The organism is Streptomyces sp. NPDC058246 (assembly GCF_042881985.1).
Classification (GTDB): domain Bacteria; phylum Actinomycetota; class Actinomycetes; order Streptomycetales; family Streptomycetaceae; genus Streptomyces.
Genome location: NZ_JBHVWZ010000001.1, coordinates 382,241 through 407,696 on the forward strand (window position 1 = coordinate 382,241; position 25,456 = coordinate 407,696).

Annotated in this window: 25 protein-coding genes and 1 pseudogene; 11 read left to right on the top strand and 15 right to left on the bottom strand. The window is 71.4% G+C overall.

All coding sequences use genetic code 11. The features are described from left to right. Nucleotides 1-37 precede the first annotated feature (37 nt). Nucleotides 38-1,108, top strand: coding sequence for an adenosine deaminase (locus ACFVXA_RS01675; protein ID WP_390023427.1), 1,071 nt, complete (start codon nt 38-40; stop codon nt 1,106-1,108). A 53-nt stretch (nt 1,109-1,161) separates the two neighbouring features. On the opposite strand, the gene ACFVXA_RS01680 is transcribed toward ACFVXA_RS01675, so the two are convergent. From ACFVXA_RS01680 to ACFVXA_RS01690, 3 genes are all read right to left on the bottom strand, one after another. Next, nucleotides 1,162-1,662 (bottom strand): DinB family protein, encoded by a 501-nt coding sequence (locus tag ACFVXA_RS01680; protein ID WP_383744692.1) that lies wholly within the window; start codon nt 1,660-1,662, stop codon nt 1,162-1,164. 27 nt (nt 1,663-1,689) lie between these two features. Beyond that, nucleotides 1,690-3,177 (bottom strand): carotenoid oxygenase family protein, encoded by a 1,488-nt coding sequence (locus ACFVXA_RS01685; protein ID WP_362019560.1) that lies wholly within the window; start codon nt 3,175-3,177, stop codon nt 1,690-1,692. 100 nt (nt 3,178-3,277) lie between these two features. Next, nucleotides 3,278-4,171, bottom strand: a complete 894-nt coding sequence (locus tag ACFVXA_RS01690; protein WP_362019562.1) for a LysR family transcriptional regulator — start codon at nt 4,169-4,171, stop codon at nt 3,278-3,280. 144 nt (nt 4,172-4,315) lie between these two features. Between ACFVXA_RS01690 and mgrA the strand changes: the two genes are divergently transcribed. After that, entirely contained in the window at nt 4,316-5,308 is a 993-nt protein-coding gene (gene mgrA, locus ACFVXA_RS01695) for an L-glyceraldehyde 3-phosphate reductase (protein ID WP_390023429.1), read from the top strand. Nucleotides 5,309-5,478: 170 nt separating this feature from the next. Here mgrA and ACFVXA_RS01700 read toward each other — a convergent pair whose 3' ends face one another. Beyond that, nucleotides 5,479-6,468, bottom strand: a complete 990-nt coding sequence (locus tag ACFVXA_RS01700; RefSeq protein WP_362019567.1) for an oxidoreductase — start codon at nt 6,466-6,468, stop codon at nt 5,479-5,481. Between the two features lie 104 nt (nt 6,469-6,572). On the opposite strand from ACFVXA_RS01700, the gene ACFVXA_RS01705 reads away from it, so the two are divergent. Further along, entirely contained in the window at nt 6,573-7,508 is a 936-nt protein-coding gene (locus ACFVXA_RS01705) for an AraC family transcriptional regulator (protein ID WP_390023431.1), read from the top strand. Nucleotides 7,509-7,637: 129 nt separating this feature from the next. On the opposite strand, the gene ACFVXA_RS01710 is transcribed toward ACFVXA_RS01705, so the two are convergent. After that, the gene (locus ACFVXA_RS01710; RefSeq protein ID WP_362019572.1) at nt 7,638-7,925 is read right to left on the bottom strand and encodes a DUF1905 domain-containing protein; all 288 of its coding nucleotides are present in this window, start codon (nt 7,923-7,925) and stop codon (nt 7,638-7,640) included. A gap of 85 nt (nt 7,926-8,010) precedes the next feature. Beyond that, a complete protein-coding gene (locus ACFVXA_RS01715; RefSeq protein ID WP_362019575.1) occupies nt 8,011-8,394 on the bottom strand; it encodes a nuclear transport factor 2 family protein in 384 nt (127 codons plus the stop codon). Between the two features lie 468 nt (nt 8,395-8,862). Between ACFVXA_RS01715 and ACFVXA_RS01720 the strand changes: the two genes are divergently transcribed. From ACFVXA_RS01720 to ACFVXA_RS01730, 3 genes are all read left to right on the top strand, one after another. After that, the gene (locus ACFVXA_RS01720) at nt 8,863-9,273 is read left to right on the top strand and encodes a hypothetical protein (protein WP_362019809.1); all 411 of its coding nucleotides are present in this window, start codon (nt 8,863-8,865) and stop codon (nt 9,271-9,273) included. A gap of 84 nt (nt 9,274-9,357) precedes the next feature. Beyond that, entirely contained in the window at nt 9,358-11,700 is a 2,343-nt protein-coding gene (locus ACFVXA_RS01725; RefSeq protein WP_390023433.1) for an FHA domain-containing protein, read from the top strand. Nucleotides 11,701-11,706: 6 nt separating this feature from the next. Then, a complete protein-coding gene (locus ACFVXA_RS01730; protein WP_362019581.1) occupies nt 11,707-12,321 on the top strand; it encodes a hypothetical protein in 615 nt (204 codons plus the stop codon). A gap of 202 nt (nt 12,322-12,523) precedes the next feature. Here ACFVXA_RS01730 and ACFVXA_RS01735 read toward each other — a convergent pair whose 3' ends face one another. Then, nucleotides 12,524-13,831 carry a streptophobe family protein gene (locus ACFVXA_RS01735; RefSeq protein WP_390023436.1) on the bottom strand — a complete coding sequence of 436 codons (1,308 nt, stop codon included), beginning with the start codon at nt 13,829-13,831 and terminating at the stop codon, nt 12,524-12,526. A gap of 161 nt (nt 13,832-13,992) precedes the next feature. Between ACFVXA_RS01735 and ACFVXA_RS01740 the strand changes: the two are divergent. Together ACFVXA_RS01740 and ACFVXA_RS01745 are read left to right on the top strand one after the other, a co-directional pair. Next, nucleotides 13,993-15,306, top strand: a pseudogene (locus ACFVXA_RS01740) (DUF6777 domain-containing protein); the annotation flags it as partial. Between the two features lie 309 nt (nt 15,307-15,615). After that, complete coding sequence (locus ACFVXA_RS01745) at nt 15,616-16,110, top strand: helix-turn-helix domain-containing protein (protein ID WP_390023438.1); 495 nt, start codon at nt 15,616-15,618, stop codon at nt 16,108-16,110. A gap of 14 nt (nt 16,111-16,124) precedes the next feature. Here the strand turns inward: ACFVXA_RS01745 and ACFVXA_RS01750 are convergent, their stop codons facing one another. The 4 genes from ACFVXA_RS01750 to ACFVXA_RS01765 all read right to left on the bottom strand — a co-directional run bounded on the left by ACFVXA_RS01750 (nt 16,125) and on the right by ACFVXA_RS01765 (nt 19,681). Beyond that, nucleotides 16,125-16,727 (bottom strand): ATP-dependent Clp protease proteolytic subunit, encoded by a 603-nt coding sequence (locus ACFVXA_RS01750; RefSeq protein ID WP_362019589.1) that lies wholly within the window; start codon nt 16,725-16,727, stop codon nt 16,125-16,127. Nucleotide 16,728: 1 nt separating this feature from the next. Then, nucleotides 16,729-17,382 (bottom strand): ATP-dependent Clp protease proteolytic subunit, encoded by a 654-nt coding sequence (locus tag ACFVXA_RS01755; protein ID WP_384396709.1) that lies wholly within the window; start codon nt 17,380-17,382, stop codon nt 16,729-16,731. Between the two features lie 534 nt (nt 17,383-17,916). Then, nucleotides 17,917-18,324, bottom strand: a complete 408-nt coding sequence (locus ACFVXA_RS01760; protein ID WP_362019595.1) for a (2Fe-2S) ferredoxin domain-containing protein — start codon at nt 18,322-18,324, stop codon at nt 17,917-17,919. Between the two features lie 160 nt (nt 18,325-18,484). After that, entirely contained in the window at nt 18,485-19,681 is a 1,197-nt protein-coding gene (locus ACFVXA_RS01765) for an epoxide hydrolase family protein (RefSeq protein ID WP_389746234.1), read from the bottom strand. Between the two features lie 125 nt (nt 19,682-19,806). On the opposite strand from ACFVXA_RS01765, the gene ACFVXA_RS01770 reads away from it, so the two are divergent. Next, on the top strand, nt 19,807-20,289 hold the full coding sequence (locus tag ACFVXA_RS01770; protein WP_383744723.1) for a VOC family protein: 483 nt from the start codon (nt 19,807-19,809) through the stop codon (nt 20,287-20,289). 60 nt (nt 20,290-20,349) lie between these two features. On the opposite strand, the gene ACFVXA_RS01775 is transcribed toward ACFVXA_RS01770, so the two are convergent. Further along, complete coding sequence (locus tag ACFVXA_RS01775; RefSeq protein ID WP_383903362.1) at nt 20,350-20,493, bottom strand: hypothetical protein; 144 nt, start codon at nt 20,491-20,493, stop codon at nt 20,350-20,352. A gap of 10 nt (nt 20,494-20,503) precedes the next feature. Here ACFVXA_RS01775 and ACFVXA_RS01780 point away from each other — a divergent pair, with 10 nt between their 5' ends. Continuing rightward, a complete protein-coding gene (locus tag ACFVXA_RS01780) occupies nt 20,504-20,791 on the top strand; it encodes a hypothetical protein (RefSeq protein WP_390023441.1) in 288 nt (95 codons plus the stop codon). Nucleotides 20,792-20,898: 107 nt separating this feature from the next. On the opposite strand, the gene ACFVXA_RS01785 is transcribed toward ACFVXA_RS01780, so the two are convergent. The 3 genes from ACFVXA_RS01785 to ACFVXA_RS01795 form a co-directional block, all read right to left on the bottom strand. Next, nucleotides 20,899-21,840 carry an SGNH/GDSL hydrolase family protein gene (locus ACFVXA_RS01785; RefSeq protein WP_390023443.1) on the bottom strand — a complete coding sequence of 314 codons (942 nt, stop codon included), beginning with the start codon at nt 21,838-21,840 and terminating at the stop codon, nt 20,899-20,901. 277 nt (nt 21,841-22,117) lie between these two features. Next, complete coding sequence (locus ACFVXA_RS01790) at nt 22,118-23,344, bottom strand: GAF domain-containing SpoIIE family protein phosphatase (RefSeq protein ID WP_362019608.1); 1,227 nt, start codon at nt 23,342-23,344, stop codon at nt 22,118-22,120. Between the two features lie 61 nt (nt 23,345-23,405). Beyond that, on the bottom strand, nt 23,406-24,422 hold the full coding sequence (locus ACFVXA_RS01795) for a zinc-binding alcohol dehydrogenase family protein (protein ID WP_390023533.1): 1,017 nt from the start codon (nt 24,420-24,422) through the stop codon (nt 23,406-23,408). A gap of 142 nt (nt 24,423-24,564) precedes the next feature. On the opposite strand from ACFVXA_RS01795, the gene ACFVXA_RS01800 reads away from it, so the two are divergent. Next, nucleotides 24,565-25,362, top strand: coding sequence for a VOC family protein (locus ACFVXA_RS01800; RefSeq protein WP_389756343.1), 798 nt, complete (start codon nt 24,565-24,567; stop codon nt 25,360-25,362). The last annotated feature ends 94 nt before the right edge of the window (nt 25,363-25,456 follow it).

Genomic DNA, 25,456 nt, shown 5'->3' on the forward strand with positions numbered 1-25,456 from the left:
ACCCCCCCCAGAGACGACCCGCCGAGGAAAGACACGCATGACCGCGCCCCGCATCGACATCGACACCATCCGCCGCCTCCCCAAGGCCGTGCTGCACGACCACCTCGACGGCGGTCTGCGCCCCGCGACTCTCGTGGAACTCGCGGAGACGGTCGGCCACACCCTGCCCACCACCGACCCGCAGGCGCTGGCCGACTGGTACTACGAGGCCGCCAACTCCGGTGACCTGGTGCGCTACATAGCCACCTTCGAGCACACCCTCGCCGTGATGCAGTCCCGCGAGGGTCTGCTGCGCACCGCCGAGGAGTACGTCCTCGACCTGGCCGAGGACGGCGTCGTCTACGGCGAGGTCCGGTACGCGCCCGAACTGATGGTGAACGGCGGGCTCACCCTGCCCGAGGTCGTCGAGACCGTGCAGGAGGGCCTGGCGGCGGGCATGGCCAAGGCGGTGGCCGCGGGCACCCCGGTGCGCGTCGGCACCCTGCTGTGCGGCATGCGCATGTTCGACCGCACCCGCGAGATCGCCGACCTCGCGGTGGCGTTCCGGGACGGCGGCGTCGTCGGCTTCGACATCGCGGGCGCCGAGGACGGCTTCCCGCCCGCCGACCACCTCGCCGCCTTCGAACACCTGCGCCGCGAGAGCGTCCCCTTCACCATCCACGCCGGAGAGGCTCACGGGCTGCCCAGCATCCACCAGGCCCTCCAGGTGTGCGGTGCCGAGCGCATCGGCCACGGCGTCCGCATCACCGAGGACATCGTCGACGGCAAGCTCGGCCGTCTCGCGGGCCGGGTGCGCGACCGTCGTATCGCCCTGGAGATGTGCCCGACGTCCAACCTCCAGACGGGCGCCGCCACCTCCATCGCCGAGCACCCCATCACCGCCCTGCGCGACCTGGGCTTCCGCGTCACCCTCAACACCGACAACCGTCTCGTGTCGGGTACGACGATGACCCGCGAGATGTCGCTGCTGGTCGAGGAGGCGGGCTGGAGCGTCGAGGACCTGCGCACGGTCACCGTGAACGCGATCAAGAGCGCGTTCATCCCGTTCGACGAGCGCAACGCCCTGATCCGGGACGTGGTCCTGCCCGGATACGAGGCCGCGCTCTAGCACAGCCGCCGTACCGGGCCACGCTCCAGAACAGCCGCCGTACCAGGCACGTTCTAGAGCAGCCCCCGTACGTAAGCGGCCTGGCCGACATGCTGCAGGTCGTCGGCCAGGACGCTCACCAGGCGTACCCCCAGGGTGACCGCCGGGGTCCACCGCTCGTCCACGACGCGCTCCAGGTCCTTGGCGGTCAGCCCGCGCACGAACTCCAGACTCTGTTCGTGCACCGCGTCGTAGTAGCCGGTCAGCAGGTCACCCGACGGGATCTGGACCTTGGCCACCTTCGCCGGGCTGTGACCGTACCCCGTGTCCCGCCGGGGCAGATCGAGGCCGAAACGCTTCTCCCAGCCCTGGTCGAGCCAGACCTGGTCCAGCCCGGCGGCCTCGGCGACATGGTCGTCCTGGACGCGGGTCAGATGCCACACCAGCCAGGAGATGGAGTTGGCGCCCACGGCGGGACGGGCGTTGAGGTCGTCCGGGGCGAGACCGTCGACGACGGCATGGACTTCTTCCTGGATGCGGCTGTACGCGTCGATGAGGACGTCCTTTGCGTGCATGGGTCCACCATCGCGCATGGCCGTCGCTCACGCGTCCGCAATCCAGCTTCCGTGGAAGCCGAGCGGCACCCGGCCGGGCAGATGGATCCGCGCCACCGGCTCGCCCGTGAAGTCCTGGGCGGCCAGGATGACCAGGTCGGCCGCCCCGCGGTCGGGGTTGTGCACATAGGCGATCGCGTAGCCGTCGTCCTCCTCCCGCGCGCCCGCGGAGGGAACGAAGACGGCTTCCCCGGCGGCGGCGTCCCGCGGCAGGCGGTGCACCTGGGTGGAGCCGCGCAGCAGATCGTGCTTGATCAGCGCGTTGCCGAAGGCGCGGTCGGGCGGATTGCCGTCCGCCGTCAGATACGCCAGCGTCATGTCGGCGGCGGCCGCCGTGTAGGCGTACCGGTGCCGCCGGGACACCAACGCCTCGTGGACGCGCGGGAATTCCTGCGGGCGATCGTCGAGCGTCCTGGTGCGGACGCGGCCGTGCACCGGGTCGACGGTCCAGCGTTCGAGCGAGGCGGTGCCCGCCCCGTAGGGTCCGTCGGAACCGCGGCCCGCGACGTAGAAGGGAGCCGGATAGGTCGTCATGTCGATGACCACGGACGAGCCCTCGTCGTACGCGTTCAGGGTGTGCGAGTAGTAGACCGGCTCCGTCTGGAACCAGCGGATCTCGCCGCCCGCCCGTGGCAGCAGGCCGACGCGCATCGGGTGCTTCTCGTTCCAGACGTACGGCACGATGTCGCCCCGCTCGGCTGCCGCGGGGTCGAAGGTGATCGGGAGGTCGAAGATCACGACGTACTTCTCGGTGAGCGCGAAGTCGTGCATCATCGGCGCGTCCGCCACCGGGATCCGTGTGGTCCGCACGACCCGGCCCGTGTGGTCGATGACCTGGTGCCGGACATGGTCCCAGGTCGGGTAGTAGGCGATCGCGTGCAGCTCGCCGGCCGCCGAGTCGAACTTGGTGTGCGCGGTGAAGGCTCCCTTGAGGGTGCCACGGAAGTCGTACGTGCCCACCGTGTTGAGCTCGTGATCGAGTTCGTACGGCAGCGGACCGCTCTCCTGGAGTGCCAGGATGCGCCCCTTGTACCCGATCACATGGGTGTTGCACGGGAAGTCGTCCGGCGGTACCGGCCCGGGGTAGGGCTCGCCGAGCTTCTGCGCCACGGAGGCCGAGCGGACCCAGCGGTTGCGGTACCACTCGGCGCGCCCGTCCCGCAGCCGTACGCCGTGCACCATGCCGTCGCCGAGCATCCAGTGGTGGGCGCGGGGGTCCTCGAGACCCAGGACATTGGGGCCGTTGCGGAGGAAGCGGCCGTTCAGTTCGCGCGGAATCCGCCCGGTGACCGGCAGGTCGAACGCGGTCAGCTCCTCGGTGACCGGCTTGAACGCCCCTTCCAGGAAGGGGTGGTGCCGCTGCTCCGGAACGTGCGGCCGGGCCGCCGCGGCCCGGCCGTTCACGCCGCCGACGAGCCCTGCCGCCGCCGCGACCGTGGCGCCCCGCAGGACCGTCCGTCGCGTGTGATCCGTCATCTCCGTACTCCCGCCTCGCGGTTGTCGTGGTGGACGTCCACGAGTCTGCGGCGGCCGACCGGGGCGGGTCAGGAGTGCTGGAACCCCTGTGGGGGTGGTGTCAGGCCCCCTCTTCCGGGGTGTCCAGAAGGACCATCAACGCCCGCGCCGCCGGACTGGTGGCCTCCGGCGGCGGCAGCATGGCGACGGTCTCGTACGAGGTCTCGGCAGCGCCCTTGAGGGGGAGCGCGGTGAGATCGCCGGCCTCCCGCTTGAGGCCGAAGTGCCGCGGTACGACGGCGATGCCGAGGCCCTCGTGGACGAGCTCGAGAAGGCTGTGCACGTCGTTGACCTCCAGCGTCACGGTCCGCTGCACGCCCGCCGCCGCGAAGGCCGCGTCCGTCACGCGGCGCGGCCCCCAGTCGGGGTGGAAGTCGACGAAGGGCTCGCCGCCCAGCTCCTCGGGTGTGAGCACGGCGGCGGTCGCGAGATGATGCGTCGGATGGCACAGCACGGTCATCGACTCGCTGGTCAGCGGTACCGAACGCAGCTGGTCGGAGTCCGCCCGCGTCCGCACGGCGAAGGCGAGATCGAGACGGCCCGCGGCGACCTCCTCGGCCAGCGCGCCGGAGCCCGCCTGCCGCAGCCGGATCTCGACATCGGGGTGCCGGCGCCGGAACGCGGCCAGCAGCCTCGCCACATGCACTCCGGCGATGCACTGTTCGGTGCCGAGGGAGAGGGTGCCGCGCAGCACACCCTGCACGGCGGCCACCGCGTCGTGTGCCGAGCGCACCTGGGCGAGGATCCGCTCCGCCTCACCCAGCAGGGCGCGACCGGCCTCCGTGAGGGTGACCCGACGGGTGGTGCGGACGAAGAGCGGGGCCTGAAGCTCCCGCTCCAGGGCGCGGATCGAGGACGACAGGCCCGACTGCGACACCATCAGCCGTTCCGCCGCCCGGGTGAAGTGCTGGTCCTCGGCGACCGCGACGAAGTGCTGAAGGTGGCGCAGTTCCATGAGGCGCAAGCGTACTGGGCGGGACACACGCCGTCGCCGATTGAGAAGCGGCGGCGCTCAATCCCATCCGATTCTCCCGTTGGACCGCTGCCCCGGCGCGCGCGAGAGTGGAGGCCTGTTTTCCCGGCCTTCCAGGAGTACGCGTTGTACACCCCGCACCCCGACCGTTACGCGGACATGCCCTACCGGCGCACCGGACGCAGCGGCCTGAAGCTTCCCGCGCTGTCCCTCGGCCTGTGGCACAACTTCGACCCCGACCGGCCGGTGGAGACGCAGCGCGCGATCCTGCGCCGCGCCTTCGACCTCGGCGTCACGCACTTCGACCTGGCGAACAACTACGGGCCGCCCCCCGGCGCCGCCGAGTCGGCCCTCGGTGACGCGCTGAAGGCCGACTTCGCGCCCTACCGCGACGAGCTGGTCGTCTCCACCAAGGCCGGGTACCTGATGTGGCCGGGTCCGTACGGCGAATGGGGCTCGCGCAAGTACCTGCTGTCCTCGCTCGACCAGAGCCTGGCCCGGATGGGCCTGGACTACGTGGACATCTTCTACTCGCACCGTCCCGACCCGGAGACTCCCCTGGAGGAGACGATGGGTGCCCTGCACTCGGCGGTCCAGCAGGGCAAGGCGCTGTATGTCGGCGTCTCCAACTACTCGCCGGAGCAGACTCGCGAGGCCGCCCGCATCCTCGGCGAGCTGGGCACCCCGCTGCTCATCCACCAGCCGCGCTACTCGATGCTCGACCGCCGCCCTGAGGAGGAGGGGCTCCTGGCCGCCCTGGACGAACTCCAGGTCGGTTCCATCGCCTACTCGCCGCTGGAACAGGGCCTGCTGACCGGCCGCTACCTCGACGGCATCCCGGCGGGTTCGCGTGCCGCGAGTGACAGCCCCTTCCTGAGCGCCGACACGGTCACCGAGGACCTCGTACGCCGGCTGCGCGCCCTCGACGAGATCGCCAAGTCGCGCGGCCAGTCCCTGGCCCAGCTGGCGCTCGCCTGGGTGCTGCGCGGCGGCCGGGTGACGTCGGCGCTGATCGGCGCGAGCAGCCCGCGGCAGCTGGAGGACAGCGTCGCGGCCATCGGCAACCTGGAGTTCGAGCCGGACGAGCTCGCCCGGATCGACGCGATCATCCAGCCGTGACGCCCGGCGGTCAGGCGCTGGGGCGCCCGCCGATCAGGCGGTGACGCCCCACCCGGCGCCGGCTCGGGAGCGGACTGATCAGGCGGTGAGGCCCCCGCCCGGCGCCGGCTCGGGAGCGCACTGATCAGGCGGTGAGGCCCCCGCCCGACGCCGGCTCGGGAGCGCACTGATCAGGCGGTGAGGCGCTCGCTGAGGTCCCAGAGGCGTTCGGCGGCCTCCGGGTCGATGGCGTAGGGGAGCACGCCGGGCTTCCGGGACCTGTTCGTGAGGCTCCAGTCACTGCCTTCCTCCAGCGACATCGGGGGCGCGACGTCGCTGTTCTCGCAGTAGAGCCCGCCCAGACCGTCGAGCAGGGGGCTGGTGGCGCACCACACACTGGTGGCCGCCCCCTGCTCGACGGTCTTCAGCTGTTGCTCCGGGTCCAGAACGGGACGGCCCTCGTCGTCGAGGACACCGACGGCCTTGAGGTCCTCCTCCGCGAGGTACCTCTTCAGACCGGTGTCGACGATGCTTCCCGGGTGCAGCGAGAAGGCGCGGATGCCGTCCGCCCTGCCGCGCTCGTCGAGCGCGAGCGCGAAGAGGATGTTGGCCGTCTTCGACTGACCGTAGGCGGCCCAGCGGTCGTACGCGTGGTGCTCGAAGTGCGGGTCGTCGAACAGGACGGGCGAGAACCGGTGCCCCCAGGAGGACACCGCGACGACCCGGGCGCCGCCGGCCCGGCGCAGTGCGGGCCACAGGCGCTTGGCCAGCTGGAAGTGGCCCAGGTGGTTGGTGGCGAACTGCACCTCGTATCCGCGCGCGTCGCGCGTCAGCGGGGTCGCCATGATGCCCGCGCTGTCGACCAGGATGTGCAGCGGCCGGCCGGTGGCGAGGAAGCGCTCGGCGAAGGCGTCGATCGAGGCGGGATCCAGCAGATCCAGCGTGTCGATCTCGACGCCGTCGATTCCCTTCAGCGCGGCCCGCGCCTTTTCGATGTCACGCGCCGGTACGACGACCTCGGCACCGGCGGAGCGCAGCACGCGCGCCGTCTCCAGGCCGATACCGGAATAGCCCCCGGTGACGACGGCGACCTTGCCGGTCAGGTCGATGCCCTTGATGACGTCCTCGGCGGTGGAGGCGGCGTCGAATCCGGAGTGGAGGGAGTGCTGGGCGGTGGTCATGGCTTGGATCTCCTCAGGTGGATGTGCCTTCCCCGCCACCGTAGGACCGCTCACCCGTACGATGAATGCTTGATAGTCCGCAATACTTGCGCGATAGTACGGGCATGGCCGTCGACCCGCTCTCCGACACCCTCGCGCTCACCGACGCCCGCTGTGTGATCTCCGGCGGGTTCTCCGCCGCGGGGCAGTGGGCGCTGCGCTTCCCCCGGCCGGACCGGCTCAAGATCACCGCCGTGGTGCGGGGGAGCTTCTGGGTGGCGCTCGACGGTATGTCCGAGGCCGTGCTGCTGGAGCCCGGCGACGCGGCGGTCTTCGACGGCAGCCGTCCCTTCGTGATCTCCAGCGATCCGGTACTGGAGCCGGTGGACGCCTCGCGGCTGTTCGCGGACGCCCCCGAGCCCGTGGTCCACCTCGGCGAGGACGACGAAGCCGACGTCGTCTCCGTCGGCGGTCATGTCGAACTGGGCAGGGCCGGAGAGGAGTTGTTGCTGCACGCCCTGCCGCCGCTGCTGCATGTCCGCGCCGCCGACGACGAGGCGCCCGTGCTGCGCTGGCTGCTCGACCAGCTCCTGAGCGAACTGACCGCGGGGCGAGCCGGCGCCGACTTCGCGGCGGACCAGCTCGCCCAGCTCATGTTCGTCCAGGTCCTGCGGGCCTACCTCGCGGACGCCGACGCGCTTCCGGCCGGCCGGCTGCGCGCCCTCGCCGACGACCGCATCGCCCCCGCTCTGCGTCTCATGCACGCCGAGCCCGGCCGCGCCTGGCAGCTGGAGGAACTCGCCAGGGCGGCGGCCATGTCCCGGACCACCTTCGCCCAGCGGTTCCGCGCCGTGGCCGGGGTGCCGCCGCTGACCTATCTGCTCGACTGGCGCATGAGCCTGGCCCGGCGAGCCCTGCGGGACGGGGAGACCTCCGTGTCCGCCCTCGCCCAGCAGGTCGGCTACACGTCCGAGAGCGCGTTCAGCAACGCCTTCAAGCGCACGACCGGGATCGCCCCCAGGCGCTACCGGGCCACGCACCGGTCGCCGGCCGCGGGCTGAAACGCTCTGTCGTCTCGGTTGTCGCCTGCTGAAGCGCGCTGCTCCGCCCGGTGCCACGATCGCGCGTCGAGGCCTGCGCGTCGAGGACTGCGCGTCCGGGACTAAGCGTCGAGGACTCGGAGTCGAGGGCTACGCCTCAAGGCGTTCCTCCAGGCGGACGGTCACCGTGTCTCCCTCCTCCTTCCCGATCGCCTTGCGCACGTCGGCCTTGACCGGCAACTTGTGGGTGCCGTCGCCGAGTGCCATGAACGAACTACGGAACGGGCGGCCGTCGATCGTCCCGCTGACCTTGACGAGTCCGCGGGTCCCGAAGAAGGCGACGGACTCCGGCCAGACGACATAGGTCCAGCCACCCTTCTCCGGGCTCTTCCGCAGTACCGCGCTGAATTCCGCGTCCACCTTGCGCACCGTGCTCATGCGATTCTCCCTGTCCCGTGGTCGTCCTCCTTCAAAGAGACCCCCGGGAGCCGGGAAACTCATCGCGAGCCGACGGCGACCGCCGCTAGGCCTGGGCGGGAACGCGGTCCAGGAACCCGTGGACGCTCCGGATGCGGCCCTCGCCGTCCAGGGTGATCACGTCGAATCCGGCGACGGGCGCCGAGCCGTCCGCCGTGTCGACCAGCTCCCAGCCGAAGCGTGCGATGTCGTGGTGCCCGTCGACCGCGCCCAGCAGCCGGAACGCGAACCCGGGGAACTGCTCGTGCGCCGCCGCGATCACGGCCGCGATCTGCTCGTGCCCGCGGACATCGGCGAGCGGGTCGGTGTAACTGCCGTCCGGGATCCAGGCGGCGGCGACCGCCTTCGTCAGCGTGTCCTGCTCGCCCGCGTTCCAGGCCTCCAGGTAACGGGTGACGGCGGTCTCGTATCGTTCGTTGCTCGCGGACATGGCGAATCAGCCTCCATCGAGGTCGTATCTGCTGGTCAGGGGCCGAACCCCCACACTTCCTGCCCCGTTGGGATCCGGTACGACCAACCATGCCGGGCGGCGTTCGGAGCGTCGATTACCCCGCGGGTAATGCCCGGAGTGACCGACGGGGGATGTCCGCGAGCGCGGGCGTTCGCGCCGGCGTGCCGTTTCGGCCAAGCCGGGGGGTGAATATGCCAAGAGACTGGCTGGAATCACATGGTGACAGAGTGTCAGGAGTGGCGATACTCAATCCGTAGGGCACTTCAGCCACGCCCGGACAGGGCCACAGCGTCACAGTGCCACATCACCACGGTGCCGCTTCGCCACAGCACCATGTCACCACAGCGTCACGTCACCACGTCACCACAGCGCCATCGTGCACAACCAATGAGCCGCAGGGAAAGCGAGGCCGGACCGGCAGCGAGCGACGCCACTGGGGGAGCGATCGTGCACGACGAATTCCTGTGCCATGTCACCGCGTACGGAATATGCGGTGGTCAGCGCGTCGGCGTCCCCCTGGGGACGTATCGCGCGCCGACCCTGGCGCTGGCCCTGTGGTGGATGCGGGACCGTGCCGCGTGGATGGCCGAGCGGCTCGACCCGCAGCCCGACGACCCGACGTTCCCGCCGAACTCGATCGCGCCGGTCGCGGACACCGTCCCCGACGTGCCGAGCATGCTGCGCGCCTGGTGCGGTGACTCGGCCCAACAGGAGCTGGTCGCCGAGGAATTGGCCGCGGGAAAGCTCGTCCGCATCGCCACCAGCGACGACACCACCGAATACGAACTGCTCGCCGAATCCGTGGACGCGCTGCGGATGCAGCGGACCGCCGCCGTGCTGGGCATTTCCGCCGCCTGATCGCCGTCCGGCCGATACCGCCGGTCCGACCCGACCGGCGGTATTGATCAGGCGCACATGTGGACGAATAGCTAGAATCCTGGCATGGGAGAGCGGCCGGTCGCGCCGACTGCGCCCGAACTCGTCCTCGAAACCGAGACGGGCTCCACGGTGATGAGTCCGAGCCGCGACTACCACGTCGGGCGCGACCCCTTGAGCGACGTCGTCCTCGACGACGTCCGGGTCTCGTGGCACCACGCGGTGCTGCGGGCCGAGGCCGACCATTGGACGCTCGCGGACGAGAACAGCACCAACGGCACCTATGCCGACGGCCGCCGCGTCCACGAGTGGTACGTCGGACCGGGCAGCGTCATCCGCTTCGGCAACCCCTCCGACGGCCCCCGCGTCGTCCTCCTCGATCGCCCGCCACCGGACGGGGAACGCCCCTCCCGTGTCTCCGTGCCGGCCGCCACGGGCACCTTCCGGCAGCCGAGCGCCGTGCGGCCGCTGCCGGTGCGCACCGTCCGCATCGGCCGCGGCGGCGACAACGACCTGGTCGTCGACGAGCTGGCGGTCTCCCGCCGGCACGCGGAGCTGCGCGCCCACCCGGACGGTACGTACGAGATCGTCGACCTCGGCAGTCACAACGGCACGTTCCTCAACGGCCGGTCCGTCGAGCACGCTCTCGTCACACCGGGTGACATCGTGGGCATCGGCCACTCCGCGTTCTGCCTTGTCGGCGACCAACTGCAGGAGTACGTCGACACGGGCGAGGTCTCGCTGGATGTCCAGGACCTCACCGTGGAAGTCGACGGGGGCCGTACCACGCTCCTGGACCAGGTGTCCTTTCCCGTCGGCGAGAAATGTCTGCTCGCGGTCGTGGGACCGAGCGGCGCCGGAAAGTCCACGCTCCTCAACGCCCTGACCGGGCAGCGCCCCGCCGACCGTGGCACCGTCCTCTACGACGGCCGCGACCTCTACCGTGACTACGCCGAACTGCGCGGGCGCATCGGCCTGGTCCCGCAGGACGACATCCTGCACACGCAGCTCACCGTGCGCCGGGCCCTCGGATACGCCGCCGAGCTGCGCTTCCCGCAGGACACCGCCAAGGCGGAGCGCCGGGCGCGGGTCGACCAGGTGATCGGCCAGCTGGGCCTGGGGCAGCGCGCCGACCAGCCCGTGCACAGCCTCTCCGGAGGCCAGCGCAAGCGGGTCAGCGTGGCCCTGGAACTGCTGACCAAGCCGTCGCTGCTGTTCCTCGACGAGCCGACCTCGGGTCTCGACCCCGGCATGGACCGCTCGGTGATGCAGATGCTGCGCGGGCTCGCCGACGACGGTCACACGGTCGTCGTGGTCACCCACAGCGTGCTCAGCCTCGACGTCTGCGACCGGCTCCTGGTGCTCGCGCCGGGCGGCAAGGTCGCCTACTACGGCCCTCCCGACGACACCCTCGCCTTCTTCGGCTACCGGCAGTGGCCCGAGGCCTTCGAGGCCTTCGAGGGGGACCGGGACCGGGACTGGGCGGGGGAGTACCGGGACTCGCCGTTCCACCAGCAGTACATCGACAACTCCAGCGAACAGCCGCATCTGCCGCCGGGCGTCTCGGGTACGGTCGTCCCGCCGCCGCCCAAGCCCCAGAGCTGGGCGTCCCAGCTCGGCACCCTGGTCCGCCGCTACGCGGCCGCGCTCGGCGCCGACCGGACCTTCCTCGCCATCATGATCGCGCTCCCTTTCGTCATGGGCGCGATGGCCCGGGCACTGGCCGGCAGCGCCCTGACCCGGGAGACGGCGATGAACGCGCTGCTCATCCTGTGCGTCGGCGGAGTCCTGACAGGCGCGGCCAACGCCGTGCGCGAACTGGTCAAGGAACGGGTGATCTACCAGCGCGAGCGCGCGGTAGGCCTGTCCCGGTCGGCGTACCTGATGTCCAAGGTCGTCGTCCTCGGCACCGTCACCGTGCTCCAAGCCGTCGTCCTGACCCTCGTGGCACTGCTCGGTGTCAACCTCAACGCACCTGGCGGGAAAGGGGTCCTCATGCCGCCGCTGGCGGAGATCACGGTGGCCGTGGCGCTGCTCGCCTTCACCGCGATGATGCTCGGCCTGTTCGTCTCCGCTCTGGTGCGCAAGGAGGAGGTCACCATGCCGCTGCTGGTGCTGCTCGCCATCGTCCAAGTGGTCTTCTGCGGCGCACTGTTGAACGTGAACGGTGTGCCCGGACTCGAACAGCTGTCCTGGCTGGTGCCCTCGCGCTGGGCCCTGGGCGCCATGGCCGGGACCATCGGCCTGGCCCGGATCATCCCCGGAGACCTGACCGCCTACCCGCAGTTCCGGCACTCGAGCGGCGTCTGGCTGCTCAACGTCTCGATGCTGGTGGCGCTCTCCCTCGTCTTCGGATACGCGGTGATCCGCCTGTTGCGGCGGTACGAACCCGCGGTCATGCGGAAGTAGGCACCGATGACGACCCCCGATTTCCACCCCACGCACGTCGTCCCCCAGGACGGCATGGCCGCCTGGGAGAGCCCGGATCCCTCCCGGCCCACCGTGCCACTAGACGGGCTGCTGCCGGTCCAGCTGGTCGACCGGCTCGGGGACTGGGGCCGGATCGTCTGCGCCAACGGCTGGTCGGCCTGGATCGACGGCCGCCTCCTGATCTCCGTACCGCAGGCACCGCCCGCCGCGAGCAGCCCACTCGCCCGCACGGCGGACCCGCGCCCGCTGCTCGCCCGCGTGGAGGCGGCACTCACCCGCTACCGCGCCGCCGCCGAGGAACTGGCGGCCGGGCAGCTAGACGGACAGTCCTTCCGCAGCCGTACGCAGGGCCGGCGGATCGGCGTGGTCGTCGACGGCGAGTCCCTCTGGCTGTACGACGGCGAGCACGAGCGGTGGGTGTACTGCGACGGAACCCGGCTGACCACTCTCGCGGCGGAGGGGGACCCGGTCCGCGGGAGGCCGGAGGGCGCGGACGAGACGCCTCGGGGGCAGACCGGCGGCGTCCGGGGACCGGCTCAGGACAGCCACGAATCCACCCGGCTCGTGACGTACGACGGGGACGACGTGGGCGACCGCTGAGGGAGGAAAGAGCACGTGCGGTGACCGGCCTACGACTGGATGGGGGCGGTGCGCGTGCTGGTGGACCGGTGTTGCGCGGGTGGCCTGATCGGCGGCCGACCGGCTGAGGCGCGGCACCCACGTGGGCCGGCCCGCCCGACGGCTGCCGGCCGGTGCCGAGCCGGCCAGGTCGGCCGGTTTCCCGCGCCTCTCGGTCGCGGCGTCAACGCCCCTCGGGAGCCGTCGGCTTGACCTCGCCCTTCCGGCGGACGCGCTTGGCCAGCAGACCGCCGAGGAAGCCGGTGACCAGTCCCCACAGCACGGCGAAGCCGAGCGCGCTCCACACCTGGGGCTTCAGGAAGAGTTCGCCCTTCAGGCCGCCGCCGACATCGCCGAAGCCGAGGATCGACAGGCCGTAGTGCGCCGAGACACGGCCGACGAGACAGATCATCAGCACCGTGAGCGCGAGCGCGACCGCCATGTGCGCGGCGTGCTGCCAGGCCCGCATCCGGGCCGGTGAGCGGGCCGCCATCAAGAACGCCGCGCCGAGCAGCAGTACCGCGTCGACGAGCAGCAGCCACCACAGCTTGCCGTCGTAGTCGCCCAGGCTGCGGAGGTTGAGCGTGGAGACGTCGGGGGTGCGCAGCACCTGGTCGAGCAGATGCGGCATCGGCAGCCCGAAAGGCCCGTCCACCCGGCCGTGCCAGGTGGCGCCCAGACCGATGGTGAAGCCGAGCCAGACGAGATTCGGGAGCCCGAGGAGGAGCACGGCGAACGTCTCGGGGACGTGCCCGCGGCTCGCCGCCGTCACCAGCCCGATGACCAGGCCCACGGCGACACAGGCGAGCAGCAGCGCGACCATGGCGTACGCGGCCGGACGCACCGACTCCTGGAACCGCAGCAGCCGCGCCGGCAGCGGCGCCCCGGGCGAGACCAGCAGGGCGAGGACGAACACGCCCGCCAGCCACAGCAGTCCGAAGCCGAGCGTCTGCGGCACATCGGCCTTGAAGCCGGCCTTCGGCGTCGTGCCGAAAAGGTCGCCGATGGCGCCGATGGTTCCGTTCCCGAGAGAGATCTTGAAGTCCTGGCGGGCGAACCACGCGAGTCCGGCCAGGGCCGGCACCCACAGGACGGCGATCCGGGCGGCCCATCCGGCCAGTTCGGGGGCGCCCGCGACGGCCCGGTGCCGAAGGGGCCGCAGGAAACCGGCCGCGAACACCAGCGCACCGGCCAGGGTGACCGACAGCGGAATCACCGTCAGACCCGCCTGGCTGTCGGCGATGACTCCGGCGTCGCCCGAGAAGACGACAGTGCCGCCGACCGCTGTCACGACGGTGGCCGCGACGACCCGCGGGAAGGCGTTGTCCGGGAGGTCCATGGCACCCGCCGCCCACAGTCCGAGCGCGGCGGTCACCCCCATGACGATCAGCCCGGCCAGCACGGCTACGACGGCCTGGGCCCAGCCGTGGCGGCCGGCCGTCCGCTCACCGTTGCGGGCACCTGCCTGGTCGGACGGCGTTGGGGGGCTCACGCAGCCACGCTAGACAGGCCTGACGCGGCCCGCCCCCCGGGAGGGCCGACCGCGTCGGCTTGCGGGCAGTACGGCACCGGAGCACACAATGGGTTCATTACGGAAAAGCGGCACAAAATGGTCAAAGTGTCGCGGGATCCCTCCACCGGGAAGAAGAGCCCGTGAGCGTCGAACCGCCGTCATCAGGCCGACCCACCGGACCGCCTTCGGGCCCACTGTCGGGTCCGTCGCAGCCGAGCACCTCCGGACCGACCCCGACTCAGCCGGACGGCCGCATACCGCAGCCGCCGAGCGATTCGCGCGGAGGCAGCGGTGCGGGCGGATCGGGCGGCCGCGGCCCTTCCGGACCCGGTGGTCCGGCCGGCCCCGATGAGCCGGGCAAGGGACCGGGGCGGCCCTGGTGGAAGTCGGCGCCCCGCGTCGCATTGATATCCGCGGGCGTGGCGGCCGCGGTGGTCCTGGGACTCGTGTTCAGCAACACCAACTCCGGCGGCAGCAAGAACGCCGGCAGTGAGGTCTTCCTCCAGTCCGCCGCGAACGCCGGCCCCGACCCGTTCACCGAGTCGACGGCGAAGGACAGTTCCGCCGCACCCGAGACCCCCACGGTGTCGTCCGCGTCGGAGGCCGCCAACGTGACGCGTGGCGTGGACGGTTCCGCGCCCGGCCTCTACAGCGGCACCCGCAACGTCTCCAGTTGCAACGTGGAGAAGCAGATCAGCTCGCTCCAGGCGGACCCGGCGAAGGAAAGGGCCTTCGCCACGGCGCAGGGCATCCAGCCGTCCGGGGTCCCGGCGTATCTGCGCTCGCTCACCCCGGTACAGCTGCGCGTGGACACCCGCGTCACCAACCACGGTTACCGCAACGGCGCCGCGACCAGCTACCAGGCGGTCCTCCAGGCGGGCACCTCCGTCCTCGTCGACTCCCGCGGGGTGCCCCGGGTGCGCTGCGCGTGCGGCAACCCGATGAAGGAGCCGGTGCAGCAGAGGACAACGCCCAAACCGACCGGCGACTCGTGGCCGTCGTACCGGAGCCAGAACGTCGTGGTCGTCGCGCCCTCCACGACGATCATCAACGTGTTCGTCATCTTCGACCCGCACCACAACGAGTGGATCGCCCGGCACAGGGGCGACAAGGTCCACCAGGACCAGAAGACGAGACCGCCGCAGAGGCCGCCCTTCCCGTCGGTGAGCGTGTCCTCCCCGAAGCCGAGTTCGCCGTCGCCGAAGTCCCCGTCGCCGTGCGTCTCTTCCACGGGCGGGTCGAGCCCGTGCTCCCCGACCTCTCCATCGTCCTCGTCCCCTTCCACCTCCGCGTCGTCCCCGTCGTCCTCTTCCTCCTCCCCGTCGTCCTCGTCCTCGTCGCCTTCCTCGTCCTCCCCGCCGTCTTCGTCGTCCTCCTCGCCACCGTCTTCGTCGGAATCCAAGTCCCCGTCCAGCGAGCCTCCGACGGCGACCTCGTCCTCGACCTCGACGTCGGGCTCCGCCTCCGCGGAGCGGACGACGCAGTCCTCGTCCACGGCCCCTTCCGTCCCCGCGCCCTCCGCGGTCACCTCCGTGCCCCGCAGCGCCCCGGAGACGGTCGCGCCCTCCGGCGGCGGCTGAGGGGCCGCGCGAGGCCGGTTCGCCGGGCCCTACGACGAGTTGCTGGTGGGTCTCAACGGGCGGATCGGGACAGTAGCGCCCGGGTAGCTGCCCTGAGCCGCCCCGGATGCGCGCCGCCCCGGATTCACCGAGAGCAGAACGTCGATCCCTTCCCGTGCGGTCCATCCCTTCTAGGCTGAAGGGGTGAGCAACCAAGCCCCGAACCGCGGCCACGCGACGAACGGCACCCGAGCGCCGAACGAGGCCCGCGTCATCCCGCTGCGTCCGGCGGCCACGCCGGGTACCGCCCCCGCTCCGGCCGGCGCCCCGGCACGAGCGCCGCAGCGTCCCGGTCCGGTCCTCGCGCCCGGCCCCATGTCTCCGGCGCCCACGGCCAAGGAGCCGCTGTGGCGGGACCTCGTGGGCGACGTTCTGCGGCGCGAGCGCCTCGCCCAGGAGCGCACGCTCCAGGACGTGGCCGACGCGGCCCGGATCTCCATGCCGTACCTCTCCGAGCTGGAGCGCGGCCGCAAGGAGGCTTCCTCCGAAGTCCTCGCGGCCGCCGCCCGCGCCCTGGGCCTCGGTCTCACGGATCTGCTCTCGCTGGCCCAGGAGGAGCTCACCCGACCGGTCCGGACGCGGCAGCCCGGCAGGAACCGTACGACCTCGCCGTACAACGGGATGTGCCTGGCCGCCTGACCGGCTCGCGGGGATCAGAGCACCGCGAGCCGCCGGCTCAGCACCTCGTCCGCGAGCCCGTACGCCACGGCCTCCTGCGCGGTGAACACCTTGTCGCGGTCCATGTCCGCGCGCAGTGTCGCGACGTCGTGGTGGGTGTGCCGGGAGAGGACCTCCTCGACCTGCGAGCGGATGCGGAGCATCTCCTTCGCCTGAAGGCTGAGGTCCGAGACCGTGCCCTGCCGGCCGCCGCTCGCAGGCTGGCCGAGCAGCACGCGCGCGTGCTCCAGGACGAACCTCCGTCCGGGATCGCCCCCGGCCAGCAGTACCGCCGCCGTGGACGCCGCCTGCCCGACGCAGAACGTCGAGATCGGCGCCTGCACGAACGTCATCGTGTCGTAGATCGCCATGAGCGAAGTGAAGGCGCCACCAGGGGAGTTGATGTAGATCGCGATCTCGCTCTCCGGGCTCGACGACTCCAGATGGAGGAGTTGCGCGATGACGACGTTCGCGACCCCGTCGTCGATCTCCGTGCCGAGAAAGATGATCCGCTCCGACAGCAGCCGGCTGAACACGTCGTACGAGCGCTCGCCCTGCGGGGTCCGCTCGACGACGTTCGGAATCGTGTACGTCCCCATGTCAGAGTCCCATCCGTCGCCGTGACGCGGCCGGGCGGACGTCGTCGAGCGACTCCACGACCCGGTCGACCATGCCGTACTCCTTGGCCTGTTCCGCCGTGAACCAGCGGTCGCGGTCGCCGTCCCGGGAGATCGTCTCCTCGCTCTGTCCGGTGTGCTCCGCCGTGATCCGCTCGATGGCCCTCTTCGTGAACTCCAGGTTCTGCGCCTGGATCTCGATGTCGGCGGTGGTGCCGCCGATGCCGGCCGACGGCTGGTGCATCATGATCCGCGCGTTCGGCAGCGCGAAGCGCTTCCCGTGCGTGCCGACACTGAGCAGGAACTGGCCCATGCTCGCCGCGAAGCCCATGGCGAGCGTCGAGACGTCGTTCGGGATCAGCCGCATCGTGTCGTAGATCGCGAGGCCCGCGGTCACCGATCCGCCGGGGCTGTTGATGTACAGGCTGATGTCGGTCCGCGCGTCCTCCGCCGATAGCAGGAGCAGTTGGGCGCAGACCCGGTTCGCGGAGACCTCGTCGACCTGGGTGCCGAGGAAGACGATGCGCTGCGCGAGCAGCTGCGCGGCCAGATGGTCGTCGAAGCGTGACGGCGGGGTGTCGCCCTCCTCGGCCCGCGGTGCGCGGGCCGGGTCCCAGCCGGTGATGAGTGGAGTCATCGGTCCTCCTAGTCGTGACGCGGCTGCCTTCGCCGCGCACTCCACTGTCGGCCCGAACGCGCCCGTGGATCAGCTTTCTCTGCCCGCCGCAGATTCGCTGCGGGCAGAGCGCCGCGCCTGGCGGAGTCTCCCCGCCGTCCGCCGAGCTGATCGAATGCGGTATGAGCGTCTTCGTACGCGCGCGGTTCACGGCCCACGACCAACGACGGGCGGAGTTCGAGGAGTTGGCGCAGTCCCTCCAGGAACAGGTGAGGACGGGCGGGGGACCCTCACCTACCGGTGGTTCTCCGCGGGGCCCGGCGGCTAGCTGGTCATCGAGGAGTACGCCGACGACGCGGCGGTGGCGATCCTCCAGGAACGCGCGGCGGAACTGCCGGCACGCGCGGCGCGCTGTGCTGACCTGGTGCACGCCGAGATCTACGGCTCGATCGGACCCGGAATCCGCGCCTGGGCCCGGTCACGCCCTCAGGTGCGGTCTACCCGGACTTCCCGCCCGAGAGCGCCGCCACGTGACGCGCGCGGCTCCTTCCGGCGTCACCTGCGGGTGCGGGACCGGGCCTCGCGCGGTGGGCGGATGAACTGCAGCTCCAGGGTGACCGGAGGGTCGGCGAGGCCCGGTCCGCCGGCGTCCGCCCACCGCAGCACCTCCTCCGTGCAGTCGTCGTCCATGGCGAAGCCGATCCAGGTGGGCCGGCCGCCGGCCCGGCGCCCGGCGGCGGAGGGCTGCACGACGATGACGTTCGCCTGGTCGCAGGGGCCGAGGCAGTCCGTCGTACGGACGGCGAAGCGACCACCGGACGCCTCGGCACCGGCCCGCAGCCGCTCCAACTGCCAGTCGTGGTCGGTGCCGGGGTACTTGCGCGGGTTGCCGCAGCAGCAGCCCCGGCAGACGACCAGGGTGCAGGGCCGGGAACCGGCGGCGCCGATCGCGGTCGTGCGCAAGCTCCGAGGCGTGGCGCCGGTCACGGGAGGCGGATCCTTTCATGCGGGGCGCCGTTGTTCTCCGCCGGAGTAGGGAGTTCTCGCGGAAAGGCGCCGATGATCACCGTACGAGACGCCTGGTGTTCGGTGTCGGGCGCCCCCCAGCGAGGGGCCGATGCTCTCAGCCGGCCGCGCGGAGCTCCCGGAAGAAGGCCCGCACATCGGCGATCAGCAGATCCGGTTCCTCCATCGCCGCGAAGTGACCGCCCCGGTCGAATTCGGTCCACCGGACGATGTTGTCGGTGCGCTCGGCCACGTGTCGCAGCGCTACGAAATTCTCCCGGGGAAAGACGGCGAGAGCGGTCGGGGTGGTCGACGGCTCGGGCGGCTTCCCCCAGTAGTCCGCGTGGGCCCGCTCGTAGTAGATACGGGCGGACGAACCCGCCGTGCCGGTCAGCCAGTACAGCATCACATTGGTCAGCAGCAGGTCCCGGTCGACGGCGTCCTCGGGGCGGTCCTGAGAGTCCGTCCACTGCTTGAACTTCTCCGCGATCCAGGCGAGTTGTCCCACAGGCGAGTCCGTGAGGGCGTACGCGAGGGTCTGTGGCCGGGTGGACTGGATGTCGGCGTACCCCTGTTCGTCGCGGATCCACTCCCGGCCGCGCCGCCACGAGACCAGCGTGCGCTCCCGCTCGTCGGGGCTCAACGCGGCAAGTTCGTCGGGGGTCGGTTCGGTGGTCGCGGAGGAACCGGGCAGCAGATTCAGATGTACGCCGACGACGCGCTCGGGGTGGGCGCGGCCCAGTTCCCGCGAGATGGCCGCGCCCCAGTCCCCGCCCTGCACGCCGTACCGCGGATGACCGAGCCGATCCATCAGCTCGGCGAACGCGGCGGCCACCCGGGTGAATTCCCAGCCGGTGTCCCGGGTCGGCCCGGAGAGCCCGAATCCGGGAATGCTGGGCACGACCAGATGAAACGCGTCGGCCGGATCGCCGCCGTGCGCGTGCGGATCGGTCAACGGCCCGACAATGTCCGTGAATTCGACGATCGATCCCGGCCAGCCGTGGGTGATGATCAGGGGTGTGGCATCCGGTTCCGGGGACCGGATGTGCGCGAAGTGAATCCGCGCGCCGTCGATCTCCGTCGTGAACTGCGGCCAGGCGTTCAGCCGTGCCTGCGCCGCCCGCCAGTCGTAGGTGTGCCGCCAGTACCGTACGAGCCCTTCCAGATAGTCCCGCGGGACTCCGTACGCCCAGCCCACGCCCGGCAGGGCGTCCGGCCAGCGGGTGCGGTCGAGCCGCTGATGGAGGTCGTCCAGCTCGCTCTGCGGGACGTCGATACGGAAGGGGTCGATGCGAGTGCTGTCTGAAGAAGTCATCTCCGCGCATGGTAGTTCCGGCCCGCGACGGACACCTCCGGATATTTCCCGGCGTGCCGCCGATGAGTTTTCGGACGACGAACGGTCGACAGTGGTGACGACGTTTCCCGCCCGAGGAGGTACGCATGCCCGCCGATGGATTCACCACGTGTCTGTGGTTCGACGGCCAGGCCGAAGAAGCCGCGCATTACTACGTCTCGATCTTCAAGAACTCCAAGCTCGGCAGGATCGGCCGCTACACGGAGTCCGGGCCCGGCCCCGCCGGTTCCGTGCTGGCCGCCGAGTTCGTGGCCAACGGACAGAAGTTCGTCGCGCTGAACGGAGGCCCGCAGTTCACGTTCGACGAGGCCATCTCGTTCCAGATCCACTGCGACGACCAGGAAGAGGTGGACCACTACTGGAACAAGTTCATCGACGACGGCGGCGAGGCGGGCCCCTGCGGCTGGCTCAAGGACAAGTACGGCCTGTCCTGGCAGGTCGTCCCGAGCCGGCTCATCGACCTGATCGGCGACCCGGACCCGGAGAAGGCCGGCCGCACCACCCAGGCGATGATGCAGATGTCCAAGCTGGACATCGTCGCCCTGGAGAAGGTGTACGCGGGCGAGTAGCGGACCGGCGCGGACCGGACGTCCGGGGAGCCCCCCCGATGAGGGAGCTCCCCGGACGGATCAGGCGAGCTGACCGCCGTGCAGCGCCGTGTACGCGCCGGCGCGCCGCAGCAGCTCCTCGTGCGAGTCGACCTCCCGGATCGCCCCGTCGCCCATCCCGACGATGCGGTCCGCGCCCCGGATCGTGGACAGCCGGTGCGCCACGACGAACGTGGTGCGGCCGCGCAGCAGCCGGGCAAGCGTGCTGTGGCTGCTGCCGACCGGTCTGGTCCGTGTACGCAGCGGGCTGATGGACTCCGTGGCGAACTCCTTCGGATCCTCGCTGTGGACGCCGAGTCCGGGCCACGCCGTCGGCTTCGACCCCACCGCCGTCCTCGCGGCACACCGCACCAACAAGATCATCCCCTTCGACGGGATCGACAGCGCGCGCCTGCACAGCGGTGTCACCACGTCGGGTCTCACGGTCACCATGGTCGACGGCACGCGCCACAAGCTCCTGTAGCTCTCCTCCGAACCGGCCCACCGCGTGCTGACGGACCGACTGCTCCCGATGCTGGGTGCCCGGCTGATCCGGTGACGTGAGCCGCCGCGGTGGTGGTCCGCCGGCCGTCAGTGGACGTGGTCGGCGATCACGCGGGTGATCTCCCGCGCTATGCGCAGGATCCCGGGTGAGCGGACCGGGCACGGCTTGGGCGTGGATGTGGTCGGGGCCAGACAGAAGTGCAGGTAGTCGTCGTCCCGGTGGACTGCGGTGCGGTCGCGGGTGGGCTGGGTGCAGTACTGGGGGTGATCGCGCTCGTACGCGGTGCAGGGCAGGTACTGGGACCAGGTGTAGCGGGCGGATGCCGGGCTGACCGTCCGGCCGGCGTCGGCCAGGAGGTCGCCGGAGGCCCGGGCACGCTTCTCGTACAGGCTGTTCACGGTCTGGACGCGAGCGGGGGTGATCGGGTCGGGGCCTTGGAGGAGCCAGATGATCCGGGGGCGCTGGGCACCGCCCGCCCGCGTGATCTGGTCGGTCAGCCGGTCCATGTCGGCTTCGTAGCGCTTGAAGTAGGTGGCGCGCGCCTTGTCGTACGTGATGCCGTCCATGCAGGGCGTGTAGCCCCAGGAGTTGCCCCAGAACTGCAGGACGACGAAGTCCGGGCGCAGCGAGCGCACCAGGGCGGCCGCCTTGTCCGCGGCCGGGACGAGGGACCTGTCGGTGGTGCCTTCCAGGTAGTCGCACAGGGTGGTGCCCGAATAGGGGGCGCTCGTGTAGCGGGCGTGCAGCCGGTCGCGGAGGAGTCCGCCGAGCACCACCTGGTTCTCCATGGCGAGGGAGTCCCCGAGGTAGAGGACCGAGGGCGCCGCCTTCGCCGTAGCGCTCGCAGACCGGGAATCCCCGGAATCGGGGGAGACGGCGGCGCCCTGGTGCGTGGTCGCGGGCGGGGACTGCGAGGCGCCCGGCACCGCCGGGGGCGCCGGCGGCGCCTGCGGGCCCGACGCCGGATCACCGCACGCGCCGAGCAGCAGACCGGCCAACAGCGCCCCCACGATCCACGGCTTTCGCATACGACAACTCCCGCCCCGCCCACCGAAAGAGCTCCCCAGGCAAGCACAGGGCGGCGGAAGGGGGAAGACATGCGTCGGCCAGGCGGAGCCCCTCCGGCCGACCGGGCCGGGCCCGCCGCGAGGTGAGGACACATCCCGCACCACCCGGCAGCGCGCGCGACCCAGCGCGGGGTGACGCCGGGTAACCCGGCTCGGCGGGTCAACGGGCGATCCACGCGCAGCGCCAGGGACCGGCCGTGATCACCTGCGCACCGCGAGCCTCACGTCGACTGCCGACTCACGTCGTGTGCCGACGGTGGATACGGGCGACCAGTACGGCCACGTCGTCCTCCGCGTGGCGGGCGTCGAGTTTGAGCAGAACCTCGTCGAGGAGGTCGTCGACGTTCGCAGCCGACGGCACCCGCAGTCCGGCGAGCCGGGCGAGCGACTCGTCGATGTCCTCCCCGCGGCGCTCCACCAGACCGTCGGTGAACATCACCAGGGTGTCCTCGGGCGAGAGCGCACGCGTGACCTGCTCGTAGCCGCCGACCCCGGTGCCGAGCGGGGGACCGACCGGCAGACGCAGCAGCTCTCCGGAGCCGTCGCCGGCGAACACCACCGGAGGCAGATGCCCGGCGCCGGACAGAGCCGCGGTGCCGCGGGCCGGGTCGACCTGGACGAGCAGGCAGGTGGCCGGGCGCCTGCTGCCGTCCTCGGCGACCGCGGCGTCCAACCGGCGCAGCACCCGGTGCGGCGGCAGATCCGTGGAGGCGACGTAGCGCAGCATCGAGCGGTACGCGTTCATGTCCACCGCCGCCTCCAGGCCGTGCCCCATGACATCGCCCACGACGAGCAGGGTGCGCCCGAAGTGCAGTCGTACGGTCTCGAACCAGTCCCCGCCCACCAGGGTGCTGCCCCCGGCCGGCAGATAACGGGTGGCCAGGTCGAGGTTGGGATGCGGCCGTCCCGGCTCCGACAGCAGCGCCCGCTGAAGGTCGAGGACCGTGGTGCGCACGGCGTTGTGCTGGCGTGAGTGGCCGAGGTGGACGGCCGCGAGGCGTGCCGCGTAGTGCGTGCCGGCGGTGTCCAGATCGGTGAAGGAGGGCCCCTGCCGGACCGCAAGGAGCACCCCGTACAGCCGTCCGTGCGCGAGCAGCGGCACGGTCATGACCTGCCGCGGGACCCGGCCCGACAGGTCGATCGAGGCGCTGATGGGATGTCCCTCGTCCAGGGCCCGCACCGACAGCGGCCGCGCACCGTACGGTGGCCACGGCGTCAGCAGTTCGGTGCGGCCCGCCGTGGCGACGCGCGCCAGGTCGGGACCGGCTGTGGGCCGGTCGGCCGGGGCGTCCGTGGGCAGCAGGTCGACCGCCGCGGCGTCGCAGAAGTGCCGGCACACGAACGCGGCGAGCTCGGTACACGTGTTCCGCTCGTCCAACGTGGTGCCGATCGACTCGACGGCGTCCCCGATGACGTCGAACGGCGTCCGCGCGTCCGCAGGGTCCTCACCGCCTCGGCCTGTCATGCCACCTCCACGCCCCGCCCTCCTTTGACCATCCACGCACGTGGACGGCGGGTCCGCATGCTCAGTTCCGTGGCGCGACGTCGTTCACCAGGACGGCCGCCCCGTCGAAGGAGCCCGCCTTCAGATCCTTCAGGGCCCGCTGCGCCTCGGACAGCGGGTAGGTGTGCGTCGTGGCCCGCACGCCGTGTCGCGCCGCGAGCGCCAGGAAGTCGCGGCCGTCCGCGCGCGTGTTGGAGGTGACGCTCCGCAGCTCCTTCTCGTAGAAGAGTTCGCGCTCGTAGCGCAGCGGCGGGGTGTCGCTCAGATGGATCCCGGCGACGGACAGGATCCCGCCGCGGTCCAGCGCCCGCAGGGCGACCGGGACCAGGTCGCCGACCGGCGCGAACAGGATCGCGCTGTCCAGGGGCTCGGGCGGCGCGTCGTACGCCCCGCGCGCGGACGCGGCCCCCAGGTCCAGCGCCAGCCGCCGCGCGGCCGGGTCGCGGGTCAGTACGTGCACGGTGGCGCCCTCGGCGACGGCGAGCTGCGCGCACAGATGGGCGCTGCCGCCGAAGCCGTACAGGCCGAGCCGCCCGCCCGGCGGCAGCGCGGCCCTCAGCAGCGCGCGGTAGCCGATGATGCCCGCGCAGAGCAGCGGGGCCAGGGCGACGTCGTCCAGGTCGCCGGGCAGCCGGTAGGCGAAGGCGGCCGGAACGGTCGTGTACTCCGCGTAGCCGCCGTCGGCGTCCCAACCGGTGTACGCGGACGCCGGACAGAGGTTCTCGGCCCCGCGCGCGCAGTACCGGCATGTGCCGTCCGTACGGCGCAGCCAGGCGACGCCCACCCGGTCGCCGAGGGCGAAGCCGCGCGCGTCCTCGCCGCTCCCCGCGACCACGCCGACGACCTCGTGCCCGGGCGTCACCCCGGACCGGCGCACGGGCAGGTCGCCCTCGCTGACGTGCAGATCGGTTCGGCACACCCCGCAGGCGCGGACGTGCACCAGCAACTCGTCGGGCCCCGGAGCCGGCACCGGCTTCTCGACGAAGCGCAGCGGGTCCCCTTCGATCGGCCCGGGCCGGGCCACTTCCCACGCGTGCATCATCCGGTGCCCCGTCCCCTCGACGACCAGCTGTGCCCGCTCTCCAGTGTCGTGCAGGGAGCTCCGCTCGGCGCGCGGCCCGGCGGCGGGCTGGCTAGCGTGACAGTGGAAGCCGTTCACCGAGCCGGGGAAGGTCGACGTCATGGCCGTACAGCCTGAAGGAACGCCCTGTTGGGCGGACGCGATGTTCAGTGATGTCGAAGGGGCCAAGACTTTCTACGGTGACGTGCTCGGCTGGACGTTCGGCGAGTCGTCCTCCGCTTTCGGCAACTACACGCAGGCGTACGCGGACGGAAAGGCGGTGGCCGCCGTCGTCCCGCCGATGACCGGGCAGGAGGGCCAGTCCGCCTGGTGCCTGTACTTCGCCTCGCCCGACGCCGCCGCGACCGCGACGGCGATCAAGGACAACGGTGGGGAGGTGCTGATGGAACCGATGCAGGTCGGCGAGTTCGGCACCATGGCGCTGGCCCGGGACCCCGGCGGCGCCGTCTTCGGTGTCTGGCAGGCGGGCATCCACGAGGGCTTCGAGGCGACGGCCGTGCCCGGCGCGTACGCCTGGGCCGAGGTCTTCACCCGCGACCCCGAGAAGTCCGACGCGTTCTTCCCCGCCGTCTTCCGGTACACCGCCCAGCAGGTCGAGGACGACGCCGTCGACTTCAGGATCTTCAGCCTGGGCGAGAAGGCGGTCCTGGGCCGGATGAAGATGACGGACGACTTCCCGCCCGAGGTACCGCCGTACATCAACGTGTACTTCACGGTCGACGACTGCGACGCGGCGGTGGCGAAGGCGACGGAACGTGGCGGGATTCTGCGCTTCGGGCCGATGGACAGCCCGTTCGGACGGTTCGCGGCGCTGAGCGATCCGCAGGGCGCGTCCTTCTCCGTTCTCGACATGGGGACGACCCAGGGGGACATGCCCAGGATGACCGACGTGTCCTGAGGCATTCCCTCGCGAGGGCAACCGCCGGGATGCGGAGCTCGTCCCTTCTTGTGGCCGCGGCACCTACGGGTGGCCGGACTCCCCACCAGGACGG